Raw genomic sequence first — 17,297 nt, 5'->3', positions numbered from 1 at the left:
AGATGTTACTCGCCGGCGTAGATAGGCTTGCCGTCGGCCTGGATGTCGGTCTTCCACGAAGCCTTGATCAGGTCGACGACGCTGTCGGGGATCGACACATAGTCGAGCGCCTTGGCGGTTTCCTTGCCGTCCTTGTAGGCCCAGGCGAAGAATTTCAGCGCTTCGCCGGTGGCGGCCGCGTCATCGGGAACCTTGTGGATCAGCACCCAGGTCGAAGCGGCGATCGGCCAGGTGGTGTCGCCGGGCTCGTTGGTGATGATGACGTTGAAGTTCTTGGCAGTCTTGAAGTCGGCATTCGAAGCGGCAGCGCCGAAAGATTCGAGCGACGGCTCGACGACCTTGCCGGCTGCGTTCACCATCTTTGAGTAGGACAGGTTGTTCTGCTTGGCATAGGCGTATTCGACGTAGCCGATGCCGCCGTCGGTCTGCTTGACGGTATTGGCAACGCCTTCGCTGCCCTTGGCGCCGACGCCGGTCGGCCATTCGACGGCCGTGTCCGAGCCGACCTTGTCCTTCCAGTCGGGCGAGAGCTTCACCAGGTAGTCGGTGAAGTTGAAGGTGGTGCCCGAGCCGTCCGAGCGGTGCACGACGGCGATGGCGGTCGACGGCAGGGTGAGGGTGGGGTTCAGCGCTTTGATCGCGGCATCGTCCCAGGTGGTGATGGCGCCGAGATAGATCTGGGCCAGCGTCTTGCCGTCGAGGACGAGTTCGCCCGGCTTGACGCCGGAGAGGTTGACGATCGGCACGATGCCGCCCATCACCATCGGAAACTGCACGAGGCCGTTCTTTTCCAGATCGGCATCGGACATCGGCTTGTCGGTGGCGCCGAAGGTCACGGTCTTGGCGATGACCTGCTTGATGCCGCCGCCGGAACCGATCGACTGGTAGTTGAGGCCGATGCCGGTGTCTTTCTTGTAGGTGTCGGCCCACTTGGCGAACACCGGATAGATGAAGGTCGAGCCGGCGCCTGAAAGGTCAGCTGCCATTGCCGCGGAAAGGGTGATGGTGGACGCCGCAGCCATTGCAATCGCAACGGCCGCCGAGCGGATGAAATGTCTCATGTGGCCTGCTCCTGTTCGGAAGATGGTCTCTCGGCGCCATTTCTTGCCAGCGCCCGCTGAGGCCAATAGCCTTCGATTATAACAGTCGCATGACAGTTTCATGTCAGCCCGGTAACGCGTCGCCGGCGCCGGCAAAGGCGGTGGCGCGGCCGGTTCGCGGCCCGATCCGAGTTTGTCCCCGGAATCATGGGCTTGAGCCGTCCGCCGGCCGCAGCCGCCGCCGGATTCGACGGGGCTTTCAAAGGTGAAGAAAATCCGGACGGGAGTGCGTTGCTCGAGGCCAGAGCGTGTCGTGGCCGGGCCATCGCCGAAAACAGGTCCGTTGGGGTAGAGTGACGCTGTTCCTTGCCGGCGGTCGCTGCTCCCGCCCGTAACTGGATGAGCGGAATTCGATGCCGCCATTGTCCCGGCTAGGCACAGCCTTTGATATGGTGCGATCGCACCATAGTCATTGCACGCGGGGGTAGCAGGGAATCTCCCACTGATTCCTTCGGCTTGCCTCTTCAGATGCCGCGAATCCGCGACGCGGTGCTATCCCGCGTTGCGCTGCGCCTGGCGGCTGGCGCCGACCCAGCGCTCGACCTTCTCCAAGAGGGCCCTGGGGCTGATCGGTTTGGGCAGATAGTCGTCCATGCCCGCTTCCAGGCATCGTTCGCGATCGCCCTTGAGCGCATGCGCGGTGACGCCGACGATCGGCACATGCGTGCCGGTGTCTTCCTCCAGCCGGCGGATCGCGGCCGTCGCTTCGAGACCGCTCATCTCCGGCATCGAGACGTCCATCAGGATCATGCAAGGATTGAGCTTGCCGAAGGCGTCGAGTGCCTTGCGGCCGTTGCTGACGATCTCGAAGCCGTAGCCGGTCTCGCCAAGGATCTGGGTGAAGACCATCTGGTTCACCTCATTGTCCTCGGCCACGAGGATATCAAGCCTCTGTCCGTCACCGCCGACGGCCGGCAGCCTGGGACGAACCGGCGGTGGCTGCAATTGTGCGCGCTGCTCGGACGGCGCCAATGATTGCCGCTGAGGCGCATTAGGCGCCTCGCCTGCCGATGGCTGGGCGGCGTGGCCAACCGTGGTGTGGCGATGGCGCTGGACGGTCGCGACCAGCGTTTCCAGCAGCACCGAGGAGCGCGCCGGCTTGATCAGCTGTGCGTCGATGCCGAGATCTCGGTAGCTGGTGTTGGCAAGCGACTGGTCGACCGAGGTCAGCATGATGATCGGCGTGTTGGCGAGGCCCGCGGTGTTTCGCACGATGCGCGCCATTTCGGCGCCGCTCATCCCAGGCATCTGGTAGTCGAGCACGACGCAGTCGACCGGTACGCCATAGGCCGCGGCGGCGATCAGCACCTTGAGCCCCTCGGCGCCGCTTTCAGCCGCGCATGAATCGAATGTCCACGACGTCATCTGCTCGGTCAGGATGGCACGGTTCACGGCATTGTCGTCGACGATCAGCACGCGAGCGCCGGTCACATCCACCGGCATGATGCGCTGCCCGTTCTGCTGTTCGGCGCTGGGCAGCGTCACCTCGAACCAGAAAGTCGAACCCTTGCCCTCGGCGCTCTCGACACCGATTTTGCCGCCCATCAGTTCGACCAGCCGCGAGGTGATGGCGAGACCAAGCCCGGTGCCCTCGTGCCGCCTTGTCGAGGAGGTGTCGACCTGGCTGAATTTCTCGAACACCAGCTTCAGCTTTTCCTCGGGGATGCCGATCCCGGTGTCGGTGACCGAGATCGTCAGTTTGGTTCCGGTCGGCATCCGTTCGCCGGTCACGTCGACCAGCACATGGCCTTCGTCGGTGAATTTCACCGCGTTGCCGAGCAGGTTGGTGACGATCTGCCTGATCCGGCCGACATCGCCGATGAAAAGGCTTCCGAGCCTCGGCTCGATGCGCACGATGAGTTCGAGATCCTTTTCCTTGGCGCGTGTCGACACCAGCGTCGCGACGTCCTCGATCGCCTCCGCGAGATTGAACGGCGCCGGATCGAGCACCAGCTGGCCGGCATCGATCTTGGAGAAATCCAGGATGTCGTTGATGATGGTCAAAAGTGCGTTGCCCGATTTGACGATGATGTCGGTGAACGTCTTCTGCTTTGGATCGAGATTGGATTTGGCCAGGAGTTCGGCCATGCCCAGCACGCCGTTCATCGGCGTGCGGATCTCATGGCTCATATTGGCGAGGAATTCCGACTTGGCGCGGTCGGCGAGCACCGCACGCTGGCGCGCCTCGCGCAATTCGGCCTCGCGCATCTTCAATTCGGTGATGTCGGTGGTTGATCCGATCAGATAGAGCGAACCGTCGGACGCGATCATCGCGCCCTTTCGGGCGAACTGGTGGCGCACGCTGCCATCGGCAAGCGTCACCGTCTCCTCGATCTCCTGGGTTTCGCCGGTGCGCAGCACGGCCAGGTCGCCGGCGACGAAGGCCTCGCCGTCCGGCCCGAAGATCTCGACGTCGGTCTTGCCGATCGCCTCTTCCTTGCCGAGACCGGTGAGGTCGCACCAGCCCTTGTTGACGTAGAACTGCCTGAGGTCGGAGCGCTTGGCGTAGATCGACACCGGCACGTTGTCGATCAGGCTGCGGAACACCTCGTTCTCGCGCATGCTTTCTTCCAGCGCCCGCTCGCGCGCCTTGACATCGGTGATGTCGGTGCTGGAGCCGACAAGGTGCACCGAGCCGTCGCTGGCCACCAGGCGGCTCTTGCGCGTCATCAACTGCCGCACCGTGCCGTCGCGATGGGTGACCGGCTCCTCGACCTCGCGCACATTGCCGGTCGCCACGACATCGGCGTCGTCATGGCTGAAGCCTTCCGCTTCCTCGGCGCCGAACAATTGCCGGTCGGTCCGGCCGATGACATCTTCCTTGGCGAGGCCGGTCAGCGCGCACCAGGCCTTGTTGACGAATTCGATGTTCAGGTCCTGCGCCTTGATGAAGGCGGCCACCGGCAGCTCGTCCATGACGTGCCGGAACAGATCGATCTGGCGCATCGAGTCGCGCAAGGCGGCCTCGCGGCTCTTGAGGTCGCTGATGTCGACGCGCACGCCGATGAACGTGCCGTCATCGGTGCGCATGTCGTAGACCTGATACCAGCGTCCATCCGCATTGAGACGCTCATAGGAAGAATTTGGCAAACGGTAGCGCCTCAGCATGCCGTCGAGCCAGCGTTCGGTATCGACCGCATAAAGGCTGTCGACCACGGCATCGCCGCTCGAGCGGAAATAGCCGACCGAGTGGCCGAACTCCAGCGCCTCGCGGAAAGTGCGGCCGGGCTGCCAGTAGGGCTTCAGTGCCGGCAGCGAATCCTGCAGCTTGCGGTTGGCGAAGACGAACTTGTCGTCTCGGTCGTAGATGATGACGCCTGCCGGCAGCGATTCCAGCACGGTTGCAAGGTTTTTGCGGGCATCCTCGGCTTCCGTCTCGCGGCCCTTCATGTCGGTGACATCGACATAGGAAATGAGCCGCTTGCCACCGGCCAGCGATGCCAGTGAGGCGACCAGCGTGCGCCCATCATTGTGCGGCAATTGCCTGGAGCCGGCGACGCCGGCCCTGATCTCGGCTTCGCGCTCGGCGACATGGCGCTGCCAGGCAGTCTCGTCGGCACCGAAGGGATCTATGGCACGGCTGGCTTCCATCAGCTCGCGGAAGCTGGAGCCGATCCCGGCGCGGTTTGGATCGATCCTCCAGAAGTCATGGAAGGCGCTGTTGATCACCTCCGCGCGCATGTCGGCACCGAGGACGACCACGCCGATCGGCATCGAATCGACCATCGTGCGAAGGTTGACGAGACTTTGCGAAGAAACGTCTTCGTCCTGTTTCGGCGCCATCTCCTCGAAGGCGGCGGCCAGCGCGGTGATGTTGCGGCCGATGCCACGATAGCCGGCAAATTTTCCTTCGCTGTCAAAGCGTGGAAAGCCTGACGTCAGCACCCAGCGGCAGTCGGCGCCGCCGCCCTTCAGCTCATAGACGAAGTCGCGGAACGGCCGGCGCGCCTGCAGATCTTCCAGATGCGCTGCCGCGCTGCGATTGCCCTTCAGGACCTGGTTGAGGAAATCGAAGCGGAACCGGCCAAGCACATCGGCCGGATCGATGCCCGTCGCCGCCTGGTAGCCCTGCGAAAGCCAGGAGAAGCGCAGCTCCGCATCGGTCTCCCAGATCCAGTCCGAGCCGGCTTCGACAAGCTGGCGAAGCCCTTCGGCGCGATCCATATCGGCAGTATGTGGCAAGGCGTCGCCGCCATGCACTGCTACCTTGCCGGGCTCGCGCTTGCCGCGCGCGCCGATTGCTTCGTCCGCTTCCGCCATGCTGTCCCCACCCCGAAAATCAAGGCCGAACCCTCCCTCCGCGGTTCGTCGGCGGAATGTGCCCGAGAAGCATTAACGATCCGCTAACCTTAACGAAGCAACCGGACCGTTGTTGCTGCGTTGTTCCGTGCGGTTGCCGGGTCGGCCAACGCTGCGTTATAAGCGCCCGCAGGGGTGTTGCTTATGTCTGGACGGATAGGGCCTTTTTTGCTGGGCGTGGCGCTGCTTTTCGGCAGCGGCTGTTCGCGCAGCTATGACGGCACGGTCATCATCCCGCGGCCGCTCGATGCCAGGCGCTTCTGGGATCGGCCGCCACCCAATGTCGACTACGGACCGTCGCAGGTCGACAATGGTGCCTTTCCGGCGCCACCACAGTCGCCCGAACGGTTTTCCGGGCGTAGGGTTGTGAAGCCCGCCGTGCAGAGACGGCATCAAAGGAGGCTTTCCTCCCCGGCTCCCTCGTCTTCCGGCCCGGAAAAGCAGCTGGCGTGCAGGAATGTAAGCGCGCCAGGCCAACGCGTTCGCATGGTTTGCGACTAAAGCTGGAGCCTTGTTGCCGGCAGGGCTTCTATAGCGTTGCCGCGCCCTTCTTGGGTTCCTTTGCACCGAGCTTGTCGAGCGCTAAGCGAACTTGGCGCAGATCGTCTTGCCAGCCGTCATCGTTGCCCATCGGGCTCTCCGACGCTGCCCGCTGTAGCCCGCGCGCCTCGGATTCGATCTTGCGCAGTTCGGCGATCTTCTCGTCTTTGGTCAAGGAGCCGTCTTCGAGGATCTCCAGAACCCGCATTTCCCTGAACGTGGCCATGGCGTTGCTCCCAGCTGATGTCGATCACAACGCCGGGAGCAGGCACCTGTTCCAGCCGGATCGCGGCGGCCGTGATTGCGGCCAGGTAAGCGACAGGCTCATCGCGGCGGTCGGCCGCCGGGTTTGAAAAACCGTTGCTATTCCACGGGGAAGAAGGCAGGGCCAACCACGCGCACCGACCGCTTGCCAGCCTCGATCGATTGCAACCGAGCGGTGCCCGGAGCCTCGCTGCCGGATCCCGGAATTGCCGCGACACTGCCGAGGTCCGGCTTTGGCTGCGGCAAGGGGATGATGGCATTGCTCATGTTCGTGGGCGTGACCGTCCTCGCTCTCAGTTCGGCAACCCGCTGGTAATAGCGCTTGACGTCACAGGCCTTGAAATTGGCATCCTCACGGTAGCGGAAAGCCGTCGGCAATTCCGTGTAAGGCTTGCGCGTGTCAAGCGCGGCCATTTTTTCGGTTTCCAGACTGGCATCGCTCAGCGTGTAGAGGTCGACCGCCGGATCGTCACAGATGTAACGGCATTGATCGACCGTATCCTTGAGATCGTCGTTGCCGGCGAATTGCGACTTGGGCGCCGGGAAGAAATATCCATCCGAAAGGCGCACGCAAAACAGCATGGTGTTGCCGCTGTACGTTGGCACCGCCGTTGCCGCGGCGGACTGCGCCTTCGGTGCCGGGCGCTGCTCCTTGCCCCGGGATGTGCAGCCGAGCGCCGCGAACCGTGCCTGCAGGCCCGAAATGTCCCGGCCGGAATTGGACGCGGCCGCGATCTGGCGCTGCACGTCCGACCGGTTCCTGGCAAGGTCGGCACAAGCGTTGAAGAAACCGCCCGTCGCACTTTGCGCGGTGCATCTGCGCTGCCTCTCCAGGCCCTGGATCGCCGCGAGCTGGCGGCGCAGCTGCGCCAGTTCCGGGCTCACGCCGCCGCCGCGACCGGCGGAAAGCAACTGGCCTCTGATCGCGCTGCAACTGTCCGCGTAGGAAGATGTTGTGCCGAGCGCAAAGGCGGTCACCATTACCAGTGCGACCATCATTATGAGAAACCAGAAACGGGTCATCGGGACGACATGATCCTTGTTGCGGATAGTCTGGAATCACGTTCTTTAGACTGAGCTAACCTTTGACTAAATGAGTCTAGTCTAATATTCTAAGACTTTCGACCTAAGCAGACCTTCATTTAGTGTAGTAGGACCAGCCCTGTAAATTCGATATTACATTTTTATTTCAAGATTGAGACGAACCGGAAAACAGTGCGGCCCGATCGATGGCAGCCAATGCTGCAAGGCCAGGACGCCAGGCGGGGCGACTAAATCCGATACCTGACCTGAAACCTTTGCCTGGCCTGCGGCGTTGAAAGGCAAAGGAGAACGCGGATGTCGATCCACTTCACGGTATCGGAACTGACAAGAAACCTTTTTCATTCCCTCGGGCTTGAGGGCGCGCCACGGCCGCTCAACGCCGAGCAGAACCTGTTGCTGGAGTGCTATCTGGCCGGGCAAATTCCGGAATCGGCCTGGAGCGACTACGTCTTCGAGACACCGGATTTGGCACGGCATGCCGAGGCGCGGCGCCTGAGCCATTGAGCCAAAAGCGCCGGGCCATTGAGCCGCTGATCCCGGAGGGGCCGGCTACGCGGAGGTGTAAAACCTGCCGGACAGTCTGCTTTTCGCGAGCCTTCCCTGACCCATGGCGTCAGGCATGGTCACCGTAAGGTCGTCGCGGGAACAGCTATTACTTCGGGGAGACCGATTGCAACTGCTTCGGGGAAACCAATTGCAATGTGAACACCTTGCCGCCAATGCCCTGTGCCAGCGTCGCAGAGAAAGTCAGGGGCGTGCAATTCTTGACGGCCGCGGTGGCCGCGTCGATGAAGGCCTGCCGCGCCTTGTAATCGCCGGCCACCTTGACGGCAGTCGCCCTTGGCGGACCGATCAGCGTGCCGTCGCGCTTGAAGCTGAAGCTCAGGGTTACGGTCGAATTCCCGGCATCCGCCGGGGGCGTCCAGCACGCCTGGATCGCGGCCCCGACATCAGCCATTGTATTGAGCGTCGCGGCCTGTAACGGGAGAAGGGTCCCGACCAGCATTCCAACGGCGATCATCAGCCTTGCCGCGACGCACTTCATTGCAATCCCTCGATTTCACTGCCGGCCGGCATTCATGGCTGGACTGGCTGTAAGGGATGTTAGAGCCGACGTTGGCAATGACAATATCTCGCAGCAAAAGTTGATGCTTCGGCGTTGCCTGATTTTCGTGCCGCGATGCCCCGGCACCACCACCCCAAAAAGCAAAAGGCCGGCGCGGGGCCGACCTTTCCTTCCACCTCGGCGCCAGTACATCCGTGGTCGCGCGGTGAATTCCGGGCAGTAGACAGGGCTTTGGTTAACGAATCCCTAACCCCTGGCCTGCGACTTCACATGGGCGATATAGCCGCGCACGTCGCCGGCCGGCTCGGCGTAGGCCTTGCCGAGCTTCTTCTCGATCGCCGCCATGTACTCCTTCGTCCATCTGGGCAGCACGTAGTCGATGACGGCCAGGAATTCGAGCGTCGCCGCCAGCCGGATGTCGGCGATCGACGGGTGCTTGCCGCCGATGAACGGCTTGCCGTCCCTGAAGAAGCTGTGGAAGACCTCCAACGGCTCGGCGATCGCGGCCATGGCTGCCTTCTGCGCTTCGGACTTCTTGTCGGGATGGGCGTCGCTGTGGCCGACCTCGCCGGCATAGTGCGGGAAACCGAGCGCCGGATAGGTGGCGCGTGCCACATAGGGGTAGAGCGTACCGATCAGGTAGAACATGGCGCTGTCGACCATTGCCCGCTTGGCCGGCGCCGTGGGATAGAATTTCTCCAGCCCGTGCTTGTTGGCGAGATACTGCATGATGGCGCAGCTTTCCCAAAGCACGCCCCTGGGCAGCCCCTTGTCCTCGATCATCGGCGTCAGGTGCGCCGGATTGCGCGCCATATATTCGGGCGAGCGCGTGTGGCCCCAGGCGTCGGTCTCGGCGGCGTCGAATCCGGCCGCGCGCGCGAACACCCGCACCGTCATGTTGTTGACGCTCGGCTTCAGCATGCTGAGCTTCAGCCCCGGTTTCTTCGCCGGCTTGGCCTTGGCCTTCGCAGCGGGTTTTGCGGTGGCCTTTGCCGTCGGTTTCGCCGCTGCTTTGGCCCCCGCCTTTGGGGTCGCTTTTGCGGCCACCTTGGCCGCGGGTTTCTTCGCCTTCGTTGTCGCTGTCTTGGCCATTTGTTCCTCCCTCTGTGCCCGTTCAGTATGGGTTCTTCGGCGCCCGGTCATCCGACAGGGTTGCGCGCGAACGCTCGACGAGCGCCTGGATCGCATCGGCGAGATGCACTTCTGCGATGTTGTAGTCGCCGCGCGCGACCCGCAGCCTGTGCGCTTCCATCAGCACGTCGGCATGGGTGAAGCCGGCCGGCGGCTCGAAGCGATAGGAGGCGAGTTCGATCAGCAGCCCGAGCGGATCCTCGAAATAGATCGAATCCATGAAGCCGCGATCCTTGACGCCGCTGTGCTTGATACCGCGCTGGTCGAGCCGCGCGACCGCCTGCAGGAAGGTGACGCGCGACACCGAAAAGGCGATGTGATGGACACAACCCGTATCGGTCGGCGTGCGTCGCTTCTCCGGCGTGCGGCTTTCGTCGGTGAAGATGGTGATCAGCCGGCCATCGCCGGGATCGAAATAGAGATGGCTCTCCTTGGGCTTGTCGAGATTGGGCTGCTCGAAGATGAACGGCATGCCGAGCACGCCCTCCCAGAAATCGATCGAGGTCTGGCGGCCGGCGCCGACCAGCGTGATGTGGTGGACACCCTGCGACTGCAGTTTCTGCATTGGCCCCTCCCGAGGCATCAGCTGCCCGTGCGGATCTGCCCGGCGCTCGGCGTTCTGCGCGCCACTCGAGCCGTGCCTCAAGATCCAGGAGGTGATGCTAATGCAATCGGCTCCGCCGCGCCAGAAGCGGCGAACCCTAATGTTGGCACGCCGGCGAAACCATTCCTGGTGATAAAAGCCAGAGAAACGTTTTTAGGGATAGCGGTTATCAGTGCAAGCGAAAGTCGCGTTCGTAGCGCCATGGCCGAAAACGCGACTACGCGACGGCAACCGCGACTACGCGACAGCCCTGAGCTCGGCCACCGCCAGCATCCCCACGCCGCCACATTCGGCGCATGCGATGGTCTTCCCCGGGCAGCTTGTCTGATGCGTCCCCTGCGGGCAGCAATGCCCTTTTGACGCAGACCATCTCGAGCAATCGAAAACCTTGCCGCCGCCATGGCAGCGCGAGCACATCGTCTTCACTGCGGTCATCCCAACTCTACCCGACCCAAAGTCCGCCATCCGCGGACGCTACCCCGCATGCCAAGTAACAGAGATCGTTATGCTTTCAAGCGTCGCGGCCTGACTTAAATTGGGTGGATTCGGCCATGCGGCCACCGGATTTTCGCGGGCTTTGCCGCTTCTTTCGGTGAACGCAACCCACACGGGTGCTTTGTCTGAATGTGACCCGAGACTGCGGGAAGAAGCGACGGAGCTGTTGTTGCGCCGGGACGGACCGCTGCACAGCAGTCTAAAAGCAAAAGGGGCCGGCATTGCGCTGGCCCTCCACTTCCACTTGGAGCGCGAGGTGGTCGCGAATACGCCAATGCTAGTCGAGAAATCTGATCTTCGTGAAGGACATCATCTCTCCCATCACGTTGCCGCCGTCATCGATCTGCTGCCCTTGTCCGACTGTAACGGTCACGCGTTTTCCCTTGTAGCGGGACGGCATCGCGGTTTGCTCGTTCCAGCTTCCGCACTCGGGAGCGGAACACAGGCCGACTTGCTCCTCCTTCTTGCGGTCGACAATGGTCAGATAGCAATTGTCGCCACATTCGAAACCTCGAATGGTGCCGGTGATCTTCCTGTCCTTGGAGAACGACGGACCGCACTGGGCGATCAGGGACGCGGAAATGAGGAGCGGCAAAGCCAATTGTTTCATGCAGCCAACTTGCTGCAACAGGCCGTATGGCGCAAGCATCGCATCTGGCAGAAAATCCTTGGTACGCCCAAGGGGAATCGAACCCCTGTTCCCGCCGTGAGAGGGCGGTGTCCTGACCGCTAGACGATGGGCGCGCTCAAGAACCGGCGATATAGGCTGACGGCTGGGAAAAAGCAACTGGGGTTTCGGCTGCTTTGCCGCATCGGACAAAAAGCAACGCGCACGTTACCGTTTGGGCTCGATCAGGTCCCAGAGATTGCCGTGCAGATCGGCGAAAACCGCCACCGTGCCATAGGGTTCGTAACGCGGCGCCTCGCGGAATTCGACGCCCTTCTCCAGCATCGCCGCGTGGTCGCGGGCGAAGTCGTCGGTTTCGAGAAAGAGAAAAACCCGGCCACCGGTCTGGTTGCCTATGCTTTTGCCTTGTGCCTCGTCGGAAGCCTCGGCCAGAAGCAGCCTGGCGCCCTGGCCGTTGGCCGGCGCCACCGTGACCCAGCGCTTGCCGCCGCCGAGATCGACATCCTCGACGAGATCAAAACCCAACCGACCGACATACCAGGCGATCGCCTCGTCATAGTTGGCGACGACCAGCGCAACGGTCGCGACGCGACGATGTTCGGCAAAATCCGTCATCTGTTGCGAATTGCAAAGCGGCCGATCAGGCGGCGCTCGGCGATATCGTAGATGAAGATGGCACGGCTGCCGTCGGTGAGCTCGGCATCGATGGAGACGCGGCTGCCGGACAGCGATTGGCTCACCACCTTGGCCCCGACCGGCAGCACGATGTCGCCGCTGGCAAGCTCGCCGGCGGGGGTCTGGATATCGCCGGCCAGCGGCGGGCTCGTCGGTGGCGCGTTGCGCGCTTTGTAGACAAGGGCGCCGATCACCACCATAAGGGCAAGAAACAGCAGGCCGAGATTGATGCCGACGAAACGGACGAGTTTCCTGCGCACCTTTTCGACTTCGGGGTCGAGCGGCTTTTCCTGATCTTCCTCGGCGGTTGGGCTGGCCATGGCAAAACATTCCGGAACGGTTTTTCAATGAGCGCTCATAGCGAAGAGGCCCCTCAATTGATAGAGGACCGATTGATGGAGGCACCCACCGTGCTGGTGACGGGCGCGGATGCGGCCGGCCAGCGCCTCGACCAGTGGCTGGCTGCCAGCCTTGGCCCGGACATGTCGCGCAGCCGCGTGCAGATGCTGATCCGGCAGGGCGCCGTTTCCATCAACGGCAAGCCGGTCGACGAAACCAAGCGCAAGATGCTTCCAGGTGAAAGCGTCTCGGTCGCCATGCCGGAGCCCGAGCCGGCCGAGCCGCAGGGCGAGAACATCGCGCTCGATGTGCTCTATGAAGATGACGCACTGATCGTCATCAACAAGCCGGCCGGGCTTGTCGTGCATCCCGGCGCCGGCAACTGGACCGGCACGCTGGTCAACGCGCTGATCCATCACTGCGGCGACAGCCTTTCCGGCATTGGCGGGGTGCGCCGGCCGGGCATCGTCCATCGCCTCGACAAGGAGACCAGCGGCGTCATGGTGGTGGCCAAGACCGACCGCGCCCACAAGGCCCTGTCGGAAGCCTTCGCCGATCATGGCCTGACCGGCGATCTCGAACGCGCCTATCTGGCTTTGGTCTGGGGCATCCCGCAACGGCCGACCGGAACGGTCGATGCGCCGCTTGGCCGCGCCGCCGACCGGGTGCGCCGCGCCGTGGTGCCGGAAGGTCGCGACGACGCCCGCCACGCCGTCACCCATTTTGCCGTCCAGGAGCGTTTTGGCGAGAAACAGCAGGAGTTCGCCACTGCAAGCCTGGTCGAATGCCGGCTGGAAACCGGCCGCACCCACCAGATACGTGTCCACATGGCCCATATCGGTCATCCGGTGATCGGCGACCCCGACTACGGCCAGGCCTTCCGCACCAAGGCCAACCGGCTGCCCGAACCGTTGAAAAGCCAGGTCAAGGCATTTTCCCGGCAGGCTTTGCATGCCTGGCTCCTTGCATTTCGTCATCCCGATACCCATCTAACGATGAGGTTCGAGGCGCCGATACCGAGGGACATGGAGGAACTCGTCGGCGGCTTTCGCAAGTTCTGAACCTGCCGACGACAGGCGTTGAGCCAGCCATCAAAAACCTGACTGACATTGTTCACTTCAACGTGACACACTGTTTCGTGTTGAACAAAAGCTGTCTTTTCTGGTTTTGTTCCTGTATAAGATCTCGTGTCGCGGGCGAGCCTTTGGTGCTCGCGTCACATGCCCGCCGCGTTTCGGGGGCATCACTCCAATAGAGAGGGGGCGCTATCATGGCCCAGTCACTACCCAGTATCGTTTCCGGCGAAGGCGGCCTCAGCCGCTACCTGGAAGAAATCCGCCGCTTTCCCATGCTTCAGCCGCAGGAAGAGTACATGCTCGCCAAGCGTTATGCCGAGCATGAAGACACGTCCGCCGCGCACAAGCTCGTCACCAGCCATTTGAGGCTCGTCGCCAAGATCGCCATGGGCTATCGCGGCTACGGCCTGCCGATCGGCGAAGTGATCTCGGAAGGCAATGTCGGCCTGATGCAGGCCGTCAAGAAATTCGAACCCGAGCGTGGCTTCCGCCTCGCGACCTACGCCATGTGGTGGATCAAGGCCTCGATCCAGGAGTACATCCTGCGCTCGTGGAGCCTGGTCAAGATGGGCACGACCGCCAACCAGAAGCGCCTGTTCTTCAACCTGCGCAAGGTGAAGGGCAAGATCCAGGCGCTGGATGACGGCGACCTCAAGCCCGACCAGATCGCCGAGATCGCCACGCGGCTCAACGTTTCCGAAGCCGAAGTGGTGTCGATGAACCGCCGCCTGTCCGGCGACGCTTCGCTCAACGCCCCGATCCGGGCGACGGAAGGCGAGTCCGGCGAATGGCAGGACTGGCTGGTCGACGACCACGAAAGCCAGGAAGAGATGCTGATCGAGCAGGACGAGCTGGAAAACCGGCGCGGCATGCTGTCCGGCGCTCTTGCCGTGCTCAACGATCGCGAGCGGCGCATCTTCGAGGCGCGTCGCCTCGCCGAGGAGCCGCTGACCCTGGAAGAGCTGTCGGCCGAGTTCGACATCAGCCGCGAACGCGTGCGCCAGATCGAGGTGCGTGCCTTCGAGAAGGTGCAGGATGCGGTCAAGGCCGCCGCCAAGCGCCAGATGCAGGCGCTGCGCACCATCGAGGCGCAGCCGGCAGCGTAAAGCCGGGTTCGGCAACAAGATCAAAAGGCGGCGTCAGGAAACTGGCGCCGCTTTTTTATATTCGGCTGGCGGTTTGCGAAAACCGGGAGCATGGCCAATCCCCCCCTTGCGGGGGAGATGTCCGGCAGGACAGAGGGGGGTGTGAAGGAACGCTACTTTCGGCGTCAGTCACCCAACCGAAAACTGAAGGCACAATTGGCTGACAGGTCGGAGGGACAGCACCCCCCTCTGCCCTGCCGGGCATCTCTCCCCCGCAGGTGGGGAGATCGGCAGTTTCACCGGCGGCGCCCGCCACAAAAATACCCGTCAAAGCCCATCCAGCGGAAATTTCAGATATCGCCGGCCATTGGCCTCCGGTTCCGGCAGCCGTCCGCCGTTCATGTTGACCTGCAGTGCATGCAGGATCAGCCTAGGCATCGGCAGGGACCGGTCACGCGCCTCGCGCAAGGCGACGAACTCGGCTTCGCTGTGCGCGGCGACGAGATGAATGTTCGTGGCCTTCTGCGCGGCCACCGTGCTTTCCCAGAGAGGCTCGCGGCCGCCGGCCTGATAATCATGGCCGACGAAGACGCGCGTTTCATCTGGCAAAGCCAGGATGGCCTGGATCGAATGCCAGAGCCGCAAGGCGCTGCCGCCGGGAAAATCCGCCCGCGCCGTGCCGCTGTCGGGCATGAACAGCGTATCGTGGATGAAGGCGGCGTCGCCGACCACATAGGTGATCGACGCCAGCGTGTGTCCGGGCGAGAACAGCACCTTGACCGGAAGGGTGCCGATCCGGAAGGTCTCGCCCTCCCCAAACAGCCTGTTCCACTGCGAGCCATCAGCAGGAAAATCCGGCCAGTTGTAGATTGCCTTCCACAGGTTCTGGACATCGACGACCCTGTCGCCGATCGCTGTCGGCGCCCCGGTCTTTTCTCTCAGGTAATGCGCGGCGGAGAAATGGTCGGCATGCGGATGGGTGTCGAGGATCCACTCCAGCTCCAGCCCGTTCTCTTCCATGAAATCGAGCAGGGCGTCCGCGCTCTTCGTACCCGTTGCGCCGGATTTCTCGTCGAAGTCGAGGATCGGGTCGATGATGGCGCAGCGCTTCGTGGCCGGATCGGCGACGACATACTGGATGGCCCCGGTCGGCTTGTCATAGAAGCCGCTGACCAATGGCCTGGCCAAAACCATGTCCAATTCCGGCTCCCTCAACTCCTCGGCCGGCAGGAATGATTTTCTCTGACGGCGCCTGAGAAGAGCATGGTTGTCCTCTCAGGCCGCCCAGTCAAGTATCGCTTCGCCCGAGGCGGCGAGAAAGGCAAAAACCGTTCCCAGGCGCCCGGGGAGGTGCTCAGGCCGATGGCTGCTTGGTCTTCCGGAGATAGGGCAGGATGGTTTCGTAGGCGCCGAAACGCTTGATCGCATCCTCGTTGGAAACGGCGGCGGTGATGATGACGTCCTCGCCCTGCTTCCAGTTCGCCGGCGTCGCCACCTGGTGCTTGGCGGTCAGCTGCATGGAATCGACCGCGCGCAGGATCTCGTCGAAGTTGCGGCCCGTGGTCATCGGATAGGTCAGCACCAGCTTGATCTTCTTGTCCGGCCCGATGACATAGACCGAGCGCACCGTGGCGTTGTCGGCGGGCGTGCGGCCTTCCGACGTCTCGCCGGCACCGCCCGGCAGCATGTCGTAGAGCTTGGCGACCTTGAGGTCCTTGTCGCCGATCAGCGGATAGTTCACGGAATGGCCGGTCGCCGTCTTGATGTCGGCCTGCCATTTGTCGTGGCTGGCAACCGGATCGACCGAAATGCCGATGATCTTGACGTTGCGCTTCTTGAACTCGCCTTCGAGCCCCGCCATCGTGCCGAGCTCGGTCGTGCAGACCGGGGTGAAGTTCTTCGGGTGGCTGAACAGGATCGCCCAGCCGTCGCCGATCCAGTCATGGAATTTGATCACCCCTTGGGTGGTCTCGGCGGTGAAGTCCGGTGCGATATCGTTGATACGAAGGCTCATGATCTATCCCTACCCCTGACAATGCCGCAAACCCGCTGCCGCAGCTCAACACCTTTTTAGCACTCCTGGCAGCGCCGACAAAATGCTTAAACCTGCCAGTTGCAGCGCTGGCGGCGAAAAAGATTCTGTCCTCGATGGAAATTGCGGCAGGATTTTCGGATGTCCGCCGAAGTCGAAGCTGTCTCTGCCGGAGACAGGTCTGTATGAAAGAACAGATCCGGCGCGCGATGCCGTTCAACCGCGACTTGCTCAGGCCTTGTTGACCGCCAGCGTCGCCGTGAGATCTTCCATGCGCTGCGCCAGCGCGCCGAGCGCGTTGGTCAGCACGCTGTCGCTCTTGTCGGCCTTGGTCAGCGCCTCGTCGCGCGTCTTGCGCAAAGTCAGCACTTCGCTTTCCATGCCCTTGACGCGTTTCTGCAGCTCGGAAAGCTCGTCCATCACCATGATCCCGGCCATCACGGTCAGCCGCTGGTCGCCGATCTCGCCGAACGAGTCCTTCAGGTGTGAAACATAACGGTCGAAGCGTTCGGCAAGGTCGATCAGATGCTCTTCCTGGCCCTCGTCGCAGGCCATGCGATACTGCTTGCCGTCGATTGAAACCGTGACCTGTGCCATCGGGCCAGCTCCTATCTGTCCAACACGGCGCGGATGGTTTCCATTGCGGTTACCAGCCGTCGCGAGACTTCCTTGTTGGCGTCTTCCAGCCGTTCGGCGCGTGCTTCGGAATTGTCGAGTTCCTGCGCCAGCCGCGAGCGATCGGCGTTCATCCGCTGCACCTCGGCCTCGGCTTCCGAGTAGTCGCGTTCGTGCTCAAGCTTGGCCGCGACGGCGCTTTCCAGCCCCTCCATGGCCTTGCCTAGCCTGGCGATCACTTCCTTGAGCGTGGTTTCCCCGGTCATGGCGTTCGTCCTGTGCCCTGCCCATCACCGAATCGTTC

17 protein-coding genes and 1 tRNA gene are annotated in these 17,297 nt (G+C 62.7%); 3 read left to right on the top strand and 15 right to left on the bottom strand.

Going from position 1 to position 17,297, the window contains the following annotated elements:
- Window positions 1–5 precede the first annotated feature (5 nt).
- The 4 genes from pstS to MESOP_RS07090 form a co-directional block, all read right to left on the bottom strand.
- The gene (gene pstS, locus MESOP_RS07105) at window positions 6–1,061 is read right to left on the bottom strand and encodes a phosphate ABC transporter substrate-binding protein PstS (RefSeq protein ID WP_013892651.1); all 1,056 of its coding nucleotides are present in this window, start codon (window positions 1,059–1,061) and stop codon (window positions 6–8) included.
- A 531-nt stretch (window positions 1,062–1,592) separates the two neighbouring features.
- Window positions 1,593–5,360 carry a PAS domain-containing protein gene (locus tag MESOP_RS07100; RefSeq protein WP_013892650.1) on the bottom strand — a complete coding sequence of 1,256 codons (3,768 nt, stop codon included), beginning with the start codon at window positions 5,358–5,360 and terminating at the stop codon, window positions 1,593–1,595.
- Window positions 5,361–5,928: 568 nt separating this feature from the next.
- Window positions 5,929–6,165 carry a hypothetical protein gene (locus MESOP_RS07095; protein WP_013892649.1) on the bottom strand — a complete coding sequence of 79 codons (237 nt, stop codon included), beginning with the start codon at window positions 6,163–6,165 and terminating at the stop codon, window positions 5,929–5,931.
- A gap of 137 nt (window positions 6,166–6,302) precedes the next feature.
- Window positions 6,303–7,226, bottom strand: coding sequence for a DUF2865 domain-containing protein (locus MESOP_RS07090; RefSeq protein ID WP_013892648.1), 924 nt, complete (start codon window positions 7,224–7,226; stop codon window positions 6,303–6,305).
- Window positions 7,227–7,541: 315 nt separating this feature from the next.
- Here MESOP_RS07090 and MESOP_RS07085 point away from each other — a divergent pair, with 315 nt between their 5' ends.
- Window positions 7,542–7,751, top strand: a complete 210-nt coding sequence (locus MESOP_RS07085; RefSeq protein ID WP_013892647.1) for a hypothetical protein — start codon at window positions 7,542–7,544, stop codon at window positions 7,749–7,751.
- 148 nt (window positions 7,752–7,899) lie between these two features.
- Here the strand turns inward: MESOP_RS07085 and MESOP_RS07080 are convergent, their stop codons facing one another.
- The 7 genes from MESOP_RS07080 to MESOP_RS07050 all read right to left on the bottom strand — a co-directional run bounded on the left by MESOP_RS07080 (window position 7,900) and on the right by MESOP_RS07050 (window position 12,166).
- A complete protein-coding gene (locus MESOP_RS07080; protein WP_049802442.1) occupies window positions 7,900–8,268 on the bottom strand; it encodes a hypothetical protein in 369 nt (122 codons plus the stop codon).
- Window positions 8,269–8,559: 291 nt separating this feature from the next.
- Entirely contained in the window at window positions 8,560–9,405 is an 846-nt protein-coding gene (locus MESOP_RS07075) for a glutathione S-transferase family protein (RefSeq protein WP_013892645.1), read from the bottom strand.
- A gap of 22 nt (window positions 9,406–9,427) precedes the next feature.
- Complete coding sequence (locus MESOP_RS07070; protein WP_013892644.1) at window positions 9,428–10,009, bottom strand: VOC family protein; 582 nt, start codon at window positions 10,007–10,009, stop codon at window positions 9,428–9,430.
- Window positions 10,010–10,820: 811 nt separating this feature from the next.
- The gene (locus MESOP_RS07065) at window positions 10,821–11,192 is read right to left on the bottom strand and encodes a hypothetical protein (RefSeq protein WP_013892642.1); all 372 of its coding nucleotides are present in this window, start codon (window positions 11,190–11,192) and stop codon (window positions 10,821–10,823) included.
- Window positions 11,193–11,212: 20 nt separating this feature from the next.
- Window positions 11,213–11,287 (bottom strand) — tRNA-Glu (locus tag MESOP_RS07060).
- 91 nt (window positions 11,288–11,378) lie between these two features.
- Window positions 11,379–11,786 carry a VOC family protein gene (locus tag MESOP_RS07055; protein ID WP_013892641.1) on the bottom strand — a complete coding sequence of 136 codons (408 nt, stop codon included), beginning with the start codon at window positions 11,784–11,786 and terminating at the stop codon, window positions 11,379–11,381.
- Window positions 11,783–12,166, bottom strand: coding sequence for a hypothetical protein (locus MESOP_RS07050; RefSeq protein ID WP_013892640.1), 384 nt, complete (start codon window positions 12,164–12,166; stop codon window positions 11,783–11,785). Before MESOP_RS07050 ends, MESOP_RS07055 begins: the two co-directional genes overlap by 4 nt.
- A 27-nt stretch (window positions 12,167–12,193) precedes the next feature.
- Here MESOP_RS07050 and MESOP_RS07045 point away from each other — a divergent pair, with 27 nt between their 5' ends.
- Both MESOP_RS07045 and rpoH read left to right on the top strand, forming a co-directional pair.
- Window positions 12,194–13,246 (top strand): RluA family pseudouridine synthase, encoded by a 1,053-nt coding sequence (locus MESOP_RS07045; RefSeq protein WP_041164022.1) that lies wholly within the window; start codon window positions 12,194–12,196, stop codon window positions 13,244–13,246.
- Window positions 13,247–13,455: 209 nt separating this feature from the next.
- Window positions 13,456–14,367 carry an RNA polymerase sigma factor RpoH gene (rpoH, locus tag MESOP_RS07040; RefSeq protein ID WP_013892638.1) on the top strand — a complete coding sequence of 304 codons (912 nt, stop codon included), beginning with the start codon at window positions 13,456–13,458 and terminating at the stop codon, window positions 14,365–14,367.
- Between the two features lie 306 nt (window positions 14,368–14,673).
- Here rpoH and MESOP_RS07035 read toward each other — a convergent pair whose 3' ends face one another.
- The 4 genes from MESOP_RS07035 to MESOP_RS07020 all read right to left on the bottom strand — a co-directional run bounded on the left by MESOP_RS07035 (window position 14,674) and on the right by MESOP_RS07020 (window position 17,259).
- Window positions 14,674–15,540, bottom strand: a complete 867-nt coding sequence (locus tag MESOP_RS07035) for an MBL fold metallo-hydrolase (RefSeq protein ID WP_013892637.1) — start codon at window positions 15,538–15,540, stop codon at window positions 14,674–14,676.
- Window positions 15,541–15,700: 160 nt separating this feature from the next.
- The gene (locus tag MESOP_RS07030; RefSeq protein ID WP_013892636.1) at window positions 15,701–16,360 is read right to left on the bottom strand and encodes a peroxiredoxin; all 660 of its coding nucleotides are present in this window, start codon (window positions 16,358–16,360) and stop codon (window positions 15,701–15,703) included.
- 249 nt (window positions 16,361–16,609) lie between these two features.
- Window positions 16,610–16,975 (bottom strand): cell division protein ZapA, encoded by a 366-nt coding sequence (locus tag MESOP_RS07025; protein ID WP_013892635.1) that lies wholly within the window; start codon window positions 16,973–16,975, stop codon window positions 16,610–16,612.
- A gap of 11 nt (window positions 16,976–16,986) precedes the next feature.
- Window positions 16,987–17,259 (bottom strand): DUF4164 domain-containing protein, encoded by a 273-nt coding sequence (locus tag MESOP_RS07020; protein ID WP_013892634.1) that lies wholly within the window; start codon window positions 17,257–17,259, stop codon window positions 16,987–16,989.
- Window positions 17,260–17,297: the final 38 nt, after the last annotated feature.

Source organism: Mesorhizobium opportunistum WSM2075, from assembly GCF_000176035.2.
GTDB lineage: Bacteria > Pseudomonadota > Alphaproteobacteria > Rhizobiales > Rhizobiaceae > Mesorhizobium > Mesorhizobium opportunistum.
This window is presented reverse-complemented; position numbering and strand designations above follow the sequence as displayed.